General features: G+C 44.4%; 11 protein-coding genes. 6 read left to right on the top strand and 5 right to left on the bottom strand.

Annotated elements, in window-relative coordinates:
- Window position 1: 1 nt before the first annotated feature.
- Window positions 2-1,354: a hypothetical protein gene (locus ACLIIY_RS06730; RefSeq protein ID WP_005443968.1), complete on the bottom strand. Its 1,353-nt coding sequence runs from the start codon at window positions 1,352-1,354 to the stop codon at window positions 2-4.
- A 183-nt stretch (window positions 1,355-1,537) separates the two neighbouring features.
- Between ACLIIY_RS06730 and ACLIIY_RS06735 the strand changes: the two genes are divergently transcribed.
- The gene (locus ACLIIY_RS06735; protein WP_434528372.1) at window positions 1,538-2,374 is read left to right on the top strand and encodes a CvfB family protein; all 837 of its coding nucleotides are present in this window, start codon (window positions 1,538-1,540) and stop codon (window positions 2,372-2,374) included.
- Between the two features lie 335 nt (window positions 2,375-2,709).
- Here ACLIIY_RS06735 and rsmF read toward each other — a convergent pair whose 3' ends face one another.
- The 4 genes from rsmF to ACLIIY_RS06755 form a co-directional block, all read right to left on the bottom strand.
- Window positions 2,710-4,146, bottom strand: coding sequence for a 16S rRNA (cytosine(1407)-C(5))-methyltransferase RsmF (rsmF, locus tag ACLIIY_RS06740; RefSeq protein ID WP_434528373.1), 1,437 nt, complete (start codon window positions 4,144-4,146; stop codon window positions 2,710-2,712).
- A 134-nt stretch (window positions 4,147-4,280) separates the two neighbouring features.
- Window positions 4,281-6,935 (bottom strand): MlaD family protein, encoded by a 2,655-nt coding sequence (locus tag ACLIIY_RS06745; RefSeq protein WP_434528374.1) that lies wholly within the window; start codon window positions 6,933-6,935, stop codon window positions 4,281-4,283.
- Window positions 6,928-8,175, bottom strand: coding sequence for a paraquat-inducible protein A (locus ACLIIY_RS06750; protein WP_005440097.1), 1,248 nt, complete (start codon window positions 8,173-8,175; stop codon window positions 6,928-6,930). Before ACLIIY_RS06750 ends, ACLIIY_RS06745 begins: the two co-directional genes overlap by 8 nt.
- A gap of 24 nt (window positions 8,176-8,199) precedes the next feature.
- Window positions 8,200-9,996, bottom strand: coding sequence for an ABC transporter ATP-binding protein (locus ACLIIY_RS06755; protein WP_005440095.1), 1,797 nt, complete (start codon window positions 9,994-9,996; stop codon window positions 8,200-8,202).
- Window positions 9,997-10,088: 92 nt separating this feature from the next.
- On the opposite strand from ACLIIY_RS06755, the gene ACLIIY_RS06760 reads away from it, so the two are divergent.
- From ACLIIY_RS06760 to pepN, 5 genes are all read left to right on the top strand, one after another.
- Window positions 10,089-10,562 carry a GAF domain-containing protein gene (locus tag ACLIIY_RS06760; RefSeq protein ID WP_009706131.1) on the top strand — a complete coding sequence of 158 codons (474 nt, stop codon included), beginning with the start codon at window positions 10,089-10,091 and terminating at the stop codon, window positions 10,560-10,562.
- Window positions 10,563-10,660: 98 nt separating this feature from the next.
- Window positions 10,661-11,287: an RNA chaperone ProQ gene (gene proQ, locus ACLIIY_RS06765; protein WP_020197434.1), complete on the top strand. Its 627-nt coding sequence runs from the start codon at window positions 10,661-10,663 to the stop codon at window positions 11,285-11,287.
- A 17-nt stretch (window positions 11,288-11,304) separates the two neighbouring features.
- Entirely contained in the window at window positions 11,305-13,299 is a 1,995-nt protein-coding gene (gene prc, locus ACLIIY_RS06770; protein ID WP_005440088.1) for a carboxy terminal-processing peptidase, read from the top strand.
- Window positions 13,300-13,509: 210 nt separating this feature from the next.
- Window positions 13,510-14,175, top strand: a complete 666-nt coding sequence (locus ACLIIY_RS06775) for a hypothetical protein (protein ID WP_009706130.1) — start codon at window positions 13,510-13,512, stop codon at window positions 14,173-14,175.
- Window positions 14,176-14,407: 232 nt separating this feature from the next.
- Entirely contained in the window at window positions 14,408-17,014 is a 2,607-nt protein-coding gene (gene pepN, locus ACLIIY_RS06780) for an aminopeptidase N (RefSeq protein WP_434528375.1), read from the top strand.
- Window positions 17,015-17,018 lie beyond the last annotated feature (4 nt).

Raw genomic sequence — 17,018 nt, forward strand, 5'->3', positions numbered from 1 at the left:
CTTAAACCAGTTCGATTTTCTCGAGAGAGACGATCTTTGAACGGTTAAGCACGACCTTCCAACGGTAATAAACGGGCTCATCAGTGTGGTTGTCTTCTTTGACAATCACATTGAGAAGATGGCGTTTCTCTACCGACTCTTTACTTACTTGCCCATCATTCAAACGATAGACTCGGTTCGAGCTCTTATCCATTAAACGAATAATAGGGCGCAAACTAATGTTCAACGTTTCGCGCGTTTGCTCGTAACCACTCAAGAACAACGATGTCGCCATCTCAGTCTTAGCATGGTAATGCAGGATTTGTTCTTCACGCTGAACCACACGCTTCTTACGAATATTTTGAATACGATCCGGCAAACTTGAAAGCGAACGATAGTCTAGCCATTCCAGCTTACGGCCAACGACTTTCTTCGTCGTCGGATCCATGTACTTCTTACGCCATTTTGGCTTACCTTTACGAATCCAACGCCACATTGCGTCACGCAAGTCGTCTTTAAAGATTTCACGTAGCGCATAGATGAACGACATCGCAATAATGAAAGACGCAGAAATCTCACCTAGATAATCTCGCGCAAGGATAACGGTACTTGTCACAACGACCATCACTAAGCCCGTCGCGATCCCTTTGATTGCACGTTTGATGTTGTTACCCATCGACATCGTTTTTTCACGCAAAACAATTGGGTGCTCAATCAAACGTCTCAATAAGCGCATTTTGTTCGACAGACGTGTCACGTCCTCAACGACGCTCGCTGAGTTGTAGTTATTCAACTTACGATGCGCTTGCTCTTTTTCACATAGAGTAATCAAACGCTCTTTGATCGTACTGTAATCGCCTTCACGAGGAAGGTGAGCGACAAGGGATAGGAACTTTTGCTCAGTGTACCAAGACAAGTAATTATCAATGTTAACGTAGTAACGCTTGAGGTTTTCTTCGTAAGGAATCGAACGACGCAGACGCTTCAGGATGTCGAGCGTCAATTCAATCACTTCATCCACTTCTTCCGCTGTTACGCTGTCACTATCATGTTTGTTTAACGCAGCTACGGCTTTATCAAGCGCAATAACGTATTGATACGCAAACAAACTCAAACTGACGCGGTACTGGCGATTGGACAAACGACCACGTTTAGCAAGACGGCTGTGCACCAAAGGCAAAAGCACCTCTGTACTGTAGTAAGAACGTTTTTGCGTGATTGAAGTGTAGTAGAACTCGGATTCGCTGATGATGTCGGAATTTAAACCCAACTCTCCGGGTACGAAAACATAGATATCAAGGTCGAGCGTTTTACTCTTTGCCAATGCATGGCTAATTTTTAAGGTTACCGAGTCTTGTTTGTCGACAGTGACCAAGGAAAGCTCCTGATTTTGCTAAAGCATCCTATATCCAAAAGCGTCCGTTCATTGAAATAACTTAAGGGCGGGCTAGGATAAATTGTTGAACGAGCACAGCATAACAGAGAGGTTTGCTTTTCTCTCTGATTTTCTTGTTAGTTTGGGTATAATTCCCAGTAAATTTAAAAAGAGACAAACTCAATGATTAAAATTGGTCAAATTAACAGCTTAGAAGTCACTAAAACGGCTGATTTTGGCGTATTTTTGGATGGTGATGATTACGGCTCTGTCATGCTGCCTAATAAATATGTACCAGAGGGTACAAACGTAGGCGATCATATTGACGTATTTCTTTACTTTGATTCAGAAAGTCAGCTAGCTGCGACCATTGATAAACCCATCGCTCAAGTTGGCGAGTGGGGCCTAATGCAAGTTGAAGGTGTGAGCAGCACTGGTGCATTCGTCAATTGGGGTATTAAAGAAAAAGATCTTCTTATCCCGTTTAGTGAGCAACGTTCTCGCTTTACTGCTGGTCAAAACATTCTGGTTTATGTATACACAGATAAAGCATCTGGTCGTATCGTAGGTACAACCAAGTTCAATAAGTGGCTGGATAAAACGCCAGCAAACTATGAAGTAAACGAAGAAGTTAACCTCATCATCGCAGAACGCAGCCAACTTGGTTACAAGGCGATTGTGAACGGCGAGCACTGGGGCATGATCTTCCCATCTGATGTATTCGGAAAGCTGTTTATCGGTAAAAAGCTGAAAGGTTACATTAAGCAAATTCGCGAAGACGGTAAGATTGACTTAGCGCTACAAAAAGTTGGCGTCGCTAAGATGGACGACCTATCTAGCAAGATCGTTGAGCTTCTAGAGAAGAAGGGCGGCTTCTTGCCTCTTAACGATAAATCTTCTCCAGAAGCGATTTTTGACGCATTTCGCACGAGTAAAGGCACGTTTAAGAAGACCATCGGTGGTTTATACAAAGCAGGTAAAATCGTTATTGAGAAAGACGGAATTCGTCTCGCTGAATAAGGACTAAAGATGCAATTTGGCTGGTGGATCGCGTCTTAGTCGAAAAGATTTGAACGCGAATTGAAAAGTACCAGCCAAAAAAATGGCCCAAACTCGTCCTTATTTTGGGCCTAGGGGAAACGGCTCCTTGATAGAGCCTGCGCTAAACTTTTTGACCAACAATATGGTTGGTTAAACATAGAGAGAAATGCCGTTTCAAAGCGATGCTTTGATAACTTCAGTTTAGTACAGCGCACTCGGATCGCTAGTGAGCCCAGTTCCAATCATGCTTTAGAACCAAAAAGCCATCGTAAATACGATGGCTTTTCATTTATTTATAGCATTTCACTTTGCTACTAAAATAAGTTCTTATCTCGTACTAATTCGCGTGGAAGACCGTTTTTGATGCGGTTGCTTACCCATTTACCAAGGCCGATAATGGCACCTTCGTACTTTACAAGAACTTCGCCTTTACCTGTCTTCATCTCGGCTGGAATGTTTTGAGGGCGAACATCACGACCCATATACCATTCACGCGCTTCTTCGATGGTTAGTTCAATCGCATTACTCTCATTACCTGTAGCGAGAGCTGTCGCAACTTGGTGCTGCCAGCGATAACCGTTTTTATGGGTTTCAGCAATCTTGATGCCCATGCGAGAGAAACGTAGCTCGCCAATCATCGGTTCTAGTGCGTCTGGGAAAAGCCACACATCTTTTTCACGAATCCAAACCGTGCTGTCTTCAGGCAGTTTGATGTCGATTGCGTTTTGTAGTTGCTTAGCGATCTCTGCAGATTCTTTGTTTGATGCTTTTGCAAATGGGAATTTACCCATGCGCTTCTTCACTTTTGGCGCTTCAACTGCCGCGAGCTTGCGAATTCGAGCGACGAAGAAGCCTTCACAGTCATAAACTTGAGGGAAGATGTGCAAGAATCCTTCTTCGGTCAGTGCCGCTTCTGCATTTTCAAACAGATCTTTTAAGCTTTCGAATTCAACAGCGTCACCAAATGTCTCTTTTAGATGGTGACAAACTTGCTGGTTCTCTTCGGTGCTTAACGTACAGGTTGAGTAAACCATTACGCCACCTGGTTTTAGAGCATGGAACGCACTTTCAATCAGGTCTTTCTGTGTATCGGCAATTTCAATGACGGACGCTTGCGTCCAGTTCTTCATTGCATCTTCATCTTTACGAACCGTACCTTCGCCAGAACATGGTGCATCGAGTAGAACGGCGTCAAATTGCTCTGGGAGCCAGCCACCAAACACACGACCGTCGAAGTTGCTTAGCGCAGCGTTACGCACGCCACAGCGCTCAATGTTTGCATGAAGTACTTTCACTCGACTCGCCGCGTATTCGTTCGCAACCAAAACGCCTTCGTTATTCATCAACGCAGCGATTTGAGTCGTTTTTGAGCCTGGTGCCGCCGCAGTATCGAGAACCGCGTCGTACGCTTCTTGGTTCATGAACAGGGCAGATACAGGCATCATTGAGCTGGCTTCTTGGATGTAGAAAAGCCCTGACATGTGTTCAGCGGTGTTACCAAGTGGTACAACCGATTCATCCGCATCAATCCAAAAGCCCGTTTCACACCAAGGTACAGGGGAAAGTTTCCAACCTTTTGCTTCTGCGCGCTCTAAAAACGCTTCAACGCTGATCTTAAGCGTATTAACACGAATACTCTTTCGCAGTGGCTTTTGGCACGACGCGATAAAGTCTTCCATGTTTAGGTGAGCAGGAAGGATGGTTTGGATTTTTTCCAAAAAGGCTTCTGGGATGTAAACGTTAGGATGCAAAGTGAAATCTCGATTGCAGAATTTGCCGCAAATGATATACGAAAGCGAACCAGAAACGAATAGTCACAAAGGTTTGAGCAATAAAAAAGAGCAGCGATTGCTGCTCTTTAAGTCGTTATGGTAAATCTAACGGATTATGGTTTTGGTATTGCTGTGCGCCACTGTGTCCAGCTTTCTTCCGCTTGTGGGTATAAGTAGAAAGATTGACCGCGTTTCGCCGCTGGCGGGATTTTTGATTGCTCAGGGGTAGAGAAAGCGATACCGCCACGCACTAGGCTGTCAAAAGTTCCTGCCTTTATGTTTGCGCCACCAAGACCGATGGAAACATCGACGCCAGAGACATTCCAGAACACGCTGTTTTGACGAACTAAGTAGGCATACTCTGGTTGAATCTCGATTTTCGTTACCACTCGATCCGCAAATTCACCCAGACTAACATCCGTCACAGTACCGACTTCCATTTGACGATATAGGATAGGGGTACCAACTTGAACCGAGCCACGCTGTTCGCTCTGTAGTGTGAAAGAAATACCTTGTTCAGCTTGCTGGCTTTTCGCTAATTCAAACTTGAACTTCGCTGCGCCATTACCCGGCTCGACACTGATAGATTTCGACACCAAAGCGCCTAAATTCTTAACACCACCTAAGCCAATTTCTGGTTCTGTTAACCAGAAGTGTGACCCGGTAACGGCAATGTTGTCGACGTATTCAGGAAGGATGCGAGCCGTAACCTCAACCATTTCTCGATGGAAGTTTGGAACAACTAAAGTAACCTCACCGACCTTAACACCTTGGTATTTGATAGGCGTTCCTTTCGCTACTTCTTGGCTGCCATCGGTTTCAAGGGAAATTACACGGCCAAACTTACGCGCTTGGTTTTGGTCATTGTAAAGCTTCCAACGCTGGCCAATTTTATTCTCAATTCCCGGAATGGAATCAAATGCGATACCACCTTTAATGAGAGTTTTAAGAGGGTGCGCCTTTACGCTAATGCCAGCGAGAGATGCGTCAATCTCGACACCTGAGCGGTTCCAGAATACGGTTTTATCCGTCAAAAGGTGCGCATAACGATTTTCAATTGTCGCTTTTACAATGACACCACCGTCGACCAAATTGAAATCGGAAATACTGCCCACAGGCAAGTTACGGTAGAGCAGTGGGCTGCCTTTTGAAATTGGTGGCAATTCAGCCGCAAATAGAGTCAGCGTTTTTGACCCTGTTTGGTTGTACTGCGCAAGATCCGCCAAAGAGGCACTTTGGAACAGTTGGTACTCTTTTTGGACCTTTTCTTGCCCTTGGCTTACAAAGCTAATTGAACCCGTTAGAAGCTGTTTTGCAGGCGGAACGGTAACGCTAAGTCCAGATTCAGTCAGTTCAGCAGAAGCACTGCCAGTAACATAAAAGCGGTTATTCGATTTGATCAGATGCTTGTATTCGTTGTCGATTAGGACATCCATGAATACTTCATGCTTCGCTGCTAGTGCCTTTGCTTCATCCAGCAAGCCAACTTTTATGATGGAGCCAACCACAATACCTTTGTAAAGCACGTTTGCACCACTGTCTAAACCAAAAGAGTTGTCCGAGACAAGGCGAATGGCAATCGACTTCTGTTGTTGTTGGTTGAACACATTTTTGCGAATGGCGGTAAAGCGTCTTGAACGTTCACCTTCGCCCGGCACGATCGTTAAAAAGTTACCGCGCACAAGGTTTGCGATGTTCTCTACACCCGATAACGAGACTTTTGCTTCTTCAAGAACAAAGCGGGTTCCTGACGTTAGCATATCGCTAAACGCAGGCTGAATGGCTGCAGAAGCCAGAATTACTTCTCGACCTTCAGAGAGTTTTAAATCGGTGATTTGGCCAACTTCTAGGCCGCGATACATAATAGGCGCGCCTTCGCCACTGATTTTATTATCATCAGGAAGGGCGATTTTAATTAGGATACCTCGACCCGCTGTTTTCAGATCTTTGTATAAACGGAATTCGGTGTTCTCTTTGACTGGCTCACCGTCGTCTGGCGAATCTACCGCAATCGCGCCGCCAAGTAGGGCACTCATGCTCTCAAGTTGAACATCAACACCATCGAAACCGATACTCGCACCGATGCCACTCACATTCCAGAAACGGCTGCGGCTATTAATGATGTGTTGGTACTGTTCTTGAATGTTTGCTTGGATAGTGATGGATTTAGCGTCTTCATTTAGCTGATAGCTGAACACTTCACCGATCGGGATCTTTTTGTAGACAATTTGAGAACCAATAGAAACGCCGCCCAAGTCTCGGCTCTTCAATTTAATGTTCAAGCCTTGTGTCACGCGCAAATCTGTTGGTGCAGATTCAAGGGCATGGAAGGTAGTTTCGAACTTCTCGCCATCACCCGGCTGAATAGAGATGTAGTTACCAGAAACAAGAGCATCAAGACCAGACACGCCAGTTAAACTCGCTGTCGGTTTGACCAACCAAAAACGTGTTTTGTCGTTAAGCAATTTAGCGGCTTCTGGATAGATGTCTGCGTCAACATAAATGCTGCCCAAGTCTTCAGACAAGTTGATATCTCGCACCATACCGACTTCTAAACCCTGATAGCGAATGGTGGTTCGCCCAGCGACTAAACCAGCCGCATCGGAGAAGTAGATTTGCACGCGTTGCCCGGCGTCATGAATTGACTTCACCACGAGCCAACCGGCTAACACCATGGTCAAAATCGGCAACAGCCAAAGGGGAGAGATACCTTTACTCCTCTTTACCTCTGGCACATATGACGTTTGAGAACTGTTCTGATCACTCATTAATTGACTCTTTTTCTGATTGTGTTGGGGCTTGGTCCCAAATAAGCCTTGGGTCAATGCTCTCCGCCGCGAGCATTGTAAGTACGACGACAACACCAAACGCAACTGCGCCATAACCCGGTGTGAAGTCGAGAATTTGTCCACGATCGACCAATGTCATCATGATAGAAATAACAAATAAATCCATCACAGACCATTTACCGATCCATTTTACTGCAAAGTAAACCATCATTCGTTGTCTTCTGAACACCGAACGTTTGAATTTGATACATAACAAGATGTAGGCAAGGCCAAGAATCTTAGCGACAGGCACGACGATACTCGCCACAAAAATGATGATAGCAATGCCGTACATACCGTTGTTCACCAATCCTGCAACGCCAGAGAATATCGTGTCTTCCAGACGTTTCCCGTTTGTCAGCAGAATGGATATAGGAATTAAGTTGGCAGGGAAGATGGCAATCGTTGCGGCGATCAAGTAAGCCCACGTCTTCTGAATAGAATTTGGTTTGCGATGATACAGTTCGTGATGGCAACGACGACAACGTGAGCCTTCTGGTTGTGAAAGGTGACACTCATGACAATGAACATCTTTATGCTCGAAGTCGAAACTGAGCTCAGATTCCCATGACTCCCAGTAGCGACGGACGCTAATGCGAGAAATTAACAAAACAGTGAAGATTTGCAGTAGGACGAGACCAATGAGGCCCGGCCCAACAAAAATATCTGAGTAATCTTGTAGCTTGAAACAGGAGATAGCGATACTGACAAGGAAAACGTCCAACATCACCCAGTGTTTGAGGTGTTGAATCAACCATAGTGAAACACGAAGCCCTTTAAACCAGCGCTTGTGTAATGACCAATGCGCTGTCACTACTGAGCTACATACGATTAATGGGGCCAGCGAGCTACAAAATAGAATAAGAATAGAAAGAAGAACGAACCCTTCTTGAAACAGTGTGATCATCCCTGATGGCAGTGTTGCAGGAATCATCACTCCAAACAGACGAATGCTGATGAAGTTAAAAAAGTGCGAAGGAATAAAAAGCAGAATACAAGTGACAGCGATTGCTAGGTTGCCAGATAAACTCGGACTACCACCACGGTACAACTGTGTACCGCAACGAGGGCAGTGTGCATTTTTACCACTAGGCAGATCGACAATATCGACAGGCAATTCGCAACCTTGGCACAAGCGAATGCTACTAGGTTGCATGGCGTGTTTAGACAGAGAGGTCACAACGACCTCTCTACATAGAATGGTTTAAGCGTGGGACTGAATGCCCCCATACAAGGTTTGATATAAGCCTTCTTGCTCAACGAGCTCACCATGGGTTCCTGTTTGCGTCACTCTTCCATCTTCAAGCACATAAATCAAATCGGCTTGTTTCACCGCAGATAAACGGTGGGCAACGATTAAAGTAGTTCGACCGCGTAAGAATTCAGTTAACGCCTTATGTAATGCCGCCTCTGTCGCGGTATCCAATGCAGACGTTGCTTCGTCTAGGATAACAAATTGTGGGTTACTCAGCACCATGCGTGCGATTGCTAAACGCTGACGTTGGCCGCCTGACAAGCGGATACCATTACGCCCAATCTGTGTATCCAAACCGTGGCTAAGTTGAGAAATGACGTCTTGCAGCTGCGCCACTTCTAGGGCACGCCACAGTGACATTTCATCGAAGTCGCCACCGAGGGTGAGATTATGCCTCAAGGAGTCATTAAATAGTATAGGTTGTTGTAAAACCACGGCAATTTTGTCGCGTATCACTTCAAAACTAATGTCATCGGTCAGTTCATCATTAAAACGGATAGAACCTGCGTTTTGACGGTAAACACCAATCAACAGTTGAATCAGCGTGGATTTGCCACCACCACTTGCACCGACCAGGGCCACCTTCTTACCGGCAGGAATGTGTAAAGATAGATCGTCCAACACTTTGTTTTCGTTGTTGTATGAAAAATCGACATGTTCAATTTTTACATCAACTTCTCGATTTTCTTTGAAAGGATTTACTTTCGAAACAGGTCTATGTTCTTCTTCCAATTCTAATAGGTCGTTAATACGCTTAAGCGCCGCTTTTGCACTGTACCAAGAGAATTGGATGCCCAAGAGTTCTTGTACCGGAGATAGCATAAACCACAGGTAACCAAACACAGCAAAAATTTGACCAATGGTGAGGTCACTGAACATCACCATTAGCATGGCAACGGCGCGGAATAGCTCAAAACCAATTAGAAAAAGAAGAAAAGAGACGCGACCAGCAGCTTCTGATTGCCAAGCGTATTTGTCGGCATCGATACGAACTTGGTCGGCACTACCTTTAAGCTGCTGTAAGAATTCGCGTTCTTTGTTCGCTGCTCTCAATTGGTAAATGCCATCAAGCGTCTCAACCAGACGATTTTGGAAAATCTCAAAAGAGTGGTTTTCCTTACGCTTTAGGTGTTTCACCATACTTCCCAATTTGCGAGAGAAGTAGATAACAATAGGGTTAACCAGAAGGATAAATAGACCGAGTCGCCAATCGAGCCAAAGCAGAACAATGGCAGTACCAATCACGGTTAGAAAGCTAATAATGAATTTCGCTAACGTAGAACCAATAAATTTATCAATGGTCTCAATGTCGGTGATAAGGTGAGCGTTGATGCCGCCGCTGCCTTTGGTTTCGTACTGACGAATGCTAATACGACCAAGTTTGTCGATCATCTTGCTGCGCATTTCAAAGGTGATGGTCTTTGAAACCAGTGTGAATTGTCGACTTTGAAGAATGTTGAAAGCTTGGCTGCCTGCTCGCATGAGTACAACCAAAAAGAGAGTAAAGAAGATATAACCCGTAGGTGTATGCCACGCCTCAGGTAAAACCGCGTTCATCGCTGCAAGGCCAGATGCCGGTTTGTCCAATAAGACTTCATCCACCATCAGAGGCATAAGAAGAGGGATTGGAACACTAATCAAGGTCGCAAGTACGGCTATCAAGTTCGCTAGAATCAGCTTGGACTTGTGCTTTTTCACTTGTGTTATCAACCAAGAACGGCTAATAGTGTCGTTTTTCGGATTCATTGTAATTGAGAATAAGTCCTATTAAAAAGTAGGGCTGCATTGTAACGCCATACGATAAGAATGGAAGCCTAAATAAAAAGTAGGAAGTTAATATGAACATAGAACAATACCAAAGACTTACCAAGCAAGCTGTTGCGCTGATCGAATCAGAAAAAGACTACATTGCAAACCTAGCGAACATTAGTTCTCTACTATTTATGGAGCTGGACGACCTAAACTGGGCTGGCTTCTACCTTAAGAAGGGAGACGAACTGGTTCTTGGTCCTTTCCAAGGCAAGCCAGCATGTGTTCGCATTCCAATGGGGCGTGGTGTCTGTGGTACGGCTGCACAAACTAACAGCGTACAAAGAGTATACGATGTACATGAGTTTGAAGGTCACATTGCTTGTGATGCAGCGAGCAATTCAGAAATTGTGATTCCTTTTACTATCAATGGGGAAGTGGCTGGCGTGTTGGATATTGATAGTCCAAATATCGGCCGATTCAATGAAATTGACGAAGAAGGTCTCACTCATTTTATGGTTGAAGTAGAAAAGCTGCTTAATTCGCACGCTAACGACGCATAAATTCGCCCTCGAGTGTGGTTTTTCCTTGGCATGTCACTATAATACGAGAATATTTTTTCTTAATGCTTCGCGGAAATCCGCTCAAACCAGGAACCCTCATGACTGAAAAGTTAAAAAACAGCAAAGAAGTTATCGCATACATTGCTGAATGTTTCCCTAAGTGCTTTACTTTAGAAGGTGAAGCAAAGCCTCTGAAAATTGGTATTTTTCAAGATCTTGCGGAACGTCTAAATGAAGACGAAAAAGTAAGCAAAACTCAGCTTCGTGCAGCGTTAAGACAGTACACTTCATCATGGCGTTACCTACACGGTGTAAAACCAGGTGCAGTACGTGTTGATCTAGATGGCAACCCATGTGGCGAGCTAGAAGAAGAACACGTAGAACACGCTAAAGCGACACTTGCTGAAAGCAAAGCGAAAGTTCAAGCTCGTCGTAAAGAACAAGCTCAGAAAGCTCGTGAAGAGGGTAAGGCGAAAGCGAAACCTGCGGCTAAAAAGCCTCAACAGCCTCGTCGTGCTAACAAACCAAAAGTACAAAAAGAAAGTAAGCCTGTAGAAACACGCGCGCTAAACGCTGACGAGATCACAATCGGCAACGCAGTAAACGTGAACATGGGCAAAGGAAACATGGCTGCGACCATTGTTGAAGTCAATAAGGAAGATGTACGTGTTCAACTTGCTAACGGCCTACAAATGGTTGTGAAAGCGGAGCACTTGCGCGCATAAGGGAGATACTCCTACGCATGAATTGCCGTTCAAAAGTGACACTGATTGCTGCTAGCTTCTGGCTAGCAGCATCAGCTCAGGCTCTAGAAGCCAAACTAAACAAAGATGATTTGCCGGTTCTTGCTCCTGAAGTTCAGCATGAAACAGCCAGCAAACGAGTGACTTCTCGATTTACCCGCTCTCATTATAAGCACTTCAATCTGAATGATGATTTCTCCAAAGCGATCTTTGAACGCTATGTAGAAATGCTTGATTACAATAGAAATATTTTTACTCAAGCCGATATCGATTCTTTCAAAGATTGGTCAATTAGCCTTGATGATCAGCTTAAAGCTGGCAACAACAAGATTGCATTTGATGTTTATAACCTTTCGATGCAGAAGCGTTTTGACCGTTTTGCCTACGCACTGACTCTACTCGATAAAGAAATCAAGTTTGATACTGACGAATCTATCGAACTGGATCGCTCTGAAGCCGCATGGCCTAAAAACGAAGCCGAGTTAAATGAGTTATGGCGCAAACGCGTTAAGTACGATGCTCTAAACCTTAAAATGACTGGTAAAGAATGGCCAGAAATCAAAGAGGTTTTAGAGAAGCGTTACAACAACGCGATGAAACGCATTACGCAAACTCGCAACGAAGACGCTTTCCAACTTTACATGAATGCTTTCGCTCGTGAAGTTGATCCGCACACTAGCTACTTATCTCCTCGAAATGCAGAACAATTCCAATCAGAGATGAATTTATCTCTTGAAGGTATTGGTGCCGTACTTCAAATGACCGATGACTACACAGTGATTCGATCTTTGGTTGCCGGCGGTCCTGCTTCTAAGAGCAAACAGTTGGGCGAGGGTGACCGCATCATCGGTGTTGGTCAAGATGGCGAAGAAGTTGTCGATGTCATTGGTTGGCGTCTTGATGACGTCGTTCAGTTAATCAAAGGCCCTAAGGGAACCAAAGTTAACCTACAAGTCTTGCCAGAAGGCAAAGATGCAAAGAGTTACGTTGTCACTATTGTTCGTGACAAAGTTCGCTTAGAAGACCGTGCGGTTAAATCTGAAATCATCGAGAAAGACGGTAAAAAGATTGGTGTTCTTGAAGTTCCAAGCTTCTACGTTGGTCTCTCGAAAGATACAGACAAACTGCTTGCTGAACTGAAAGCCAAGAACGTCGATGGCGTGATCGTTGATTTACGAAACAACGGTGGTGGTGCACTGACAGAAGCAACCGCTTTAACAGGTCTCTTTATTAAAGAGGGCCCGGTTGTTCAAGTTCGTGATAGCTACGGACGTATCAAGGTAAATGCAGATACCGATGGCCAAATAAGTTACGACGGCCCGCTAACTGTATTGATCAACCGTTACAGTGCTTCAGCGTCTGAGATCTTTGCGGCAGCAATGCAGGATTATAACCGTGCGATTATTCTTGGCGAAAACTCTTTCGGCAAGGGTACCGTTCAGCAACATCGTTCACTGAACCATATCTACGATCTTTTCGATAAAGAGCTTGGTTATGTTCAATACACGATTCAGAAGTTCTACCGCATTGATGGTGGCAGTACTCAGAACCGTGGTGTTGCACCAGACATCGCTTATCCAACGCCAGTTGAGCCAAGCGAAACAGGTGAAAGTGTTGAAGATAACGCGCTGCCTTGGGATAGCATTGATAAAGCAAAATATCAGACGTTCCCAAGCAATGACGCTCTTGTGACTCAACTGACTGAACTTCACAACAAACGTATCGCAGACGAAATGGAATTCCGTTTCATCAAAGAAGATATCGAGAAGTACCGTAAAGAGAAAGACGATAACTTATTGTCTCTTAACGAGAAAGTTCGTGAAGATGAATCGGATAAAGCCGAGGCTCTACGTCTAGAGCGCATCAATGAACGTCAAGCTGCAATGGGTAAAGAACCATTCAAAACGCTTGATGATGTGCCAAAAGATTACGAAGCACCAGACGTTTATCTAGATGAATCCGTTGCTGTTATGGTCGATATGCTGAAAAGCTAATAATTCAGTCATAATGACTAACAATTCTGTGTATTAAGAGCGAGTCATAGCGACTCGCTCTTTTTTTTATGTGTATTTACCACTATGTTCAAACTGAATTCGGTGAATCCTACGCTTAATTTTCTCCAACAAATTACGTGATGCAGATCAAATATTTCGCGAAAACGAGATCTAGCACCTAAGCTAAAAGAAAACGATAAGGATACCGTTATGAAATGGTTCATTATTTTACTTAGCTTTTGCTGCTTTAGTGTTTCTAGTGCGGAAACCAACAAGGAAGACGAACTCAGTCACTTCGACACCCCGTTTTTGATCGGCGACTGGTACCTGATGAATCCCAACCCGGAAGAATCATCAGAGAACTTCCGTGCTATCAAACTGACTTTGGGTTCTGATTACACTTTCTCGATCGATATACAGAAAAAAGACTATTCAATAGACCATTGGGAAGGGATGTATAACGCCAATGAAGACACCATTGTTCTTGGTTTGAATACAGATGAACCGCAAATTTATGCATATCGGAACAATCACAACACACTAGATTTGAACGGTGTGACCTTCACAAAAGGACTATCAAATGCGCTTGCTGGCATTTGGTCCAGTTCACAAGTCGGTGGCGATGGTATGCTCGCCAATAACATCAATCAGATGGATTTGATTCTACAACCTGACTTTGTGTTTATGTTCCGTGTCGCGAACGATGAAGGTGAGGAATCAGTTAAGCAGGGCGTATTCTACACCGAAGGGGAACATCTGGTTCTTTTGTATGAAAACGGTGAACATGGTACTCGCTATGTACTCAATCAAAATGAGCTTACGATTAAGGATTCCAACGGGGATATGTACGCGGTTCTCAACCGAGTGACACCCTAAATGATTCATCATCATTATTTCACGCTAGGTTATTAATAGTGAAATGTTCTGATGTTGATTAAATGTTAAACAGAAAGCGGAGCTAAGCCACTAAAAGCTCCGTTTTTTTATAGAAAGACTTGTATTCTGATACCACAACCCCTAAAAATAGCTTATATCGTGATACCAGTAAGAGGTGTTTGAGCCTCTAGTCCTGGTATTTTTGTGGTTCTATATACAAGGATTTATGGACATGTCTCAAGCTCCCCAAGCGAAATATCGCAAAGATTACAAATCGCCATCTCATGCCATCACGGACATTGAGTTGACGTTTGATCTTTATGACAACGACACGATCGTTACAGCAGTATCAAAAGTAGTTCAAAAGGGTGAATCCACCACATTAGAACTTGATGGTGAAGGGTTAGAGCTGCGCTCCGTAAAAGTGAATGGCGAAGATTGGGCTCACCATGAAGTAAAAGAAGCCTCTTTAGTGCTTACCGATTTGCCTGCGGAATTTGATTTAGAAATCATTACCAAGATCGATCCAGAAGCAAACACGGCACTTGAAGGTCTTTACAAATCAGGTGGTGCGTTTTGTACGCAGTGTGAAGCAGAAGGCTTCCGTCGCATTACTTACTATCTAGACCGTCCAGACGTTCTTGCGAAATACACAACAAAAGTGATCGCAGACAAAGCTGTGTATCCATACCTATTGAGCAATGGTAACCGCGTCGCTGAAGGTGAGGCAGAAAATGGTCGTCATTGGGTTCAATGGCAAGACCCACATCCAAAACCAGCTTACTTGTTCGCACTAGTAGCCGGTGATTTCGATGTACTACGTGATAAATACACAACCACATCAGGTCGTGAAGTAGACCTAGAAATCTTTGTCGACAAAGGCAACCTAGATCGTGCTGGTCATGCGATGACTTCACTTATCAACTCAATGAAGTGGGATGAAGACCGCTTTGGTCTTGAGTATGACCTAGATATTTACATGATCGTGGCCGTTGATTTCTTCAACATGGGCGCGATGGAGAACAAAGGTCTAAACATCTTCAACTCGAAGTTTGTCCTTGCGAATGAAAAAACCGCGACTGACCGTGAATACCTTGGTATTGAGGCGGTAATCGGTCACGAATACTTCCACAACTGGACGGGTAACCGCGTGACTTGCCGTGACTGGTTCCAACTGAGTTTGAAAGAAGGCCTAACGGTATTCCGCGATCAAGAGTTCTCATCTGATCTTGGTTCACGTGCAGTAAACCGGATCGACAACGTTCGCATTATCCGCGGTCCTCAATTCGCGGAAGATTCAAGCCCAATGTCACACCCAATTCGTCCGGATAAAGTTATTGAAATGAATAACTTCTACACGCTAACCGTGTACGAAAAGGGCAGCGAAGTGATCCGCATGTATCATACGCTACTTGGCGAAGAAGGTTTCCAAAAAGGTATGAAACTGTACTTCGAGCGTCATGATGGTACTGCAGCAACGTGTGAAGATTTCGTTTCTGCAATGGAAGACGCAACGGGCGTTGACCTTAAGCAATTCCGCTTATGGTACAGCCAGTCTGGTACACCAACACTTCGTGTAAACAGTGAATACAATGCGGAAGCAAAAACTTACGCACTAACGGTTGAGCAATTTACTGAAGCAACGCACGACCAAGCAGAAAAACAAGCGCTACATATTCCATTCGATATTGAGCTATACGCGCAAAACGGTGATGTGATTCCACTGGTTATCAACGGTGAATCGGTACACAACGTTCTAGACGTGAAGCAAGATAAGCAGACTTTCGTATTCGAAAACGTCGCAGAACAACCAGTGCCATCATTGCTTCGTGAGTTCTCTGCACCGGTTAAATTGGAATACGATTACAGCGATGATGAACTGATCTTCTTGATGAAGCACGCAACAAACGATTTTGCTCGTTGGGATGCAAGCCAAATGCTGCTAGCGAAGTACATTCGTCAAAACGTAACTAACGTTCAAGCGGGTGGTGAGGTTAAGCTATCAGAAGACTTAATCGATGCATTCCGTGGCGTGTTACTTGATGCGAATCTTGAGCCAGCGTTTATCGCACAAGTTCTGTCTTTACCTTCAATTAACGAAATCACTGGTTGGTACAAGCAGATTGATATTGATGCGGTAGATACGGTACTGAATAACATTACAGTGTCACTTTCTAAAGAGCTAGAAGATGAACTGAGTGCTACTTACCACGCATTGAACCAAGCAGAGTACAGCATTGATCACGACGCTATTGGTAAACGAGCTTTGCGTAACCAATGTCTGCAGTTCCTAGCCCACACTGAAAAGGGCAACGAACTAGCTAAAACGCAGTACGAGTCATCAAACAACATGACAGACACGATCGCGGCAATGAGTGCAGCGAACAATGCACAACTTGAATGTCGTGAAGCGCTAATGGCGGATTACAGCGACAAGTGGAAGCACGATGGTCTGGTTATGGACAAATGGTTTGTTCTTCAGGGCAGCAACCCGGTTGAAAACGCACTTGAGAAAGTGAAAGAAACCATGAGCCACGAAGCATTTAGCTTGAAGAACCCGAACCGTACGCGTAGCTTGATTGGTTCTTTCTTAAACGCAAACCCAGTACGCTTCCATGATAAATCAGGCTCTGGCTACCAGTTTGCTGGTGAGATCCTTCGTCAGTTGAACGATACCAACCCACAAGTGGCGTCTCGTATGATCGATCCTCTATTGAAGTTCCGTAAATACGATGAAGGCCGCCAAGCGCTTATCCGCGCAGAGCTTGAAAAGCTAAAGGCGATGGACAATTTAGCGAAAGACCTATTCGAAAAAGTGACTAAAGCACTAGACGAATAATCGA

The organism is Vibrio sp. K4 (genome assembly GCF_051122595.1).
Classification (GTDB): domain Bacteria; phylum Pseudomonadota; class Gammaproteobacteria; order Enterobacterales; family Vibrionaceae; genus Vibrio; species Vibrio owensii.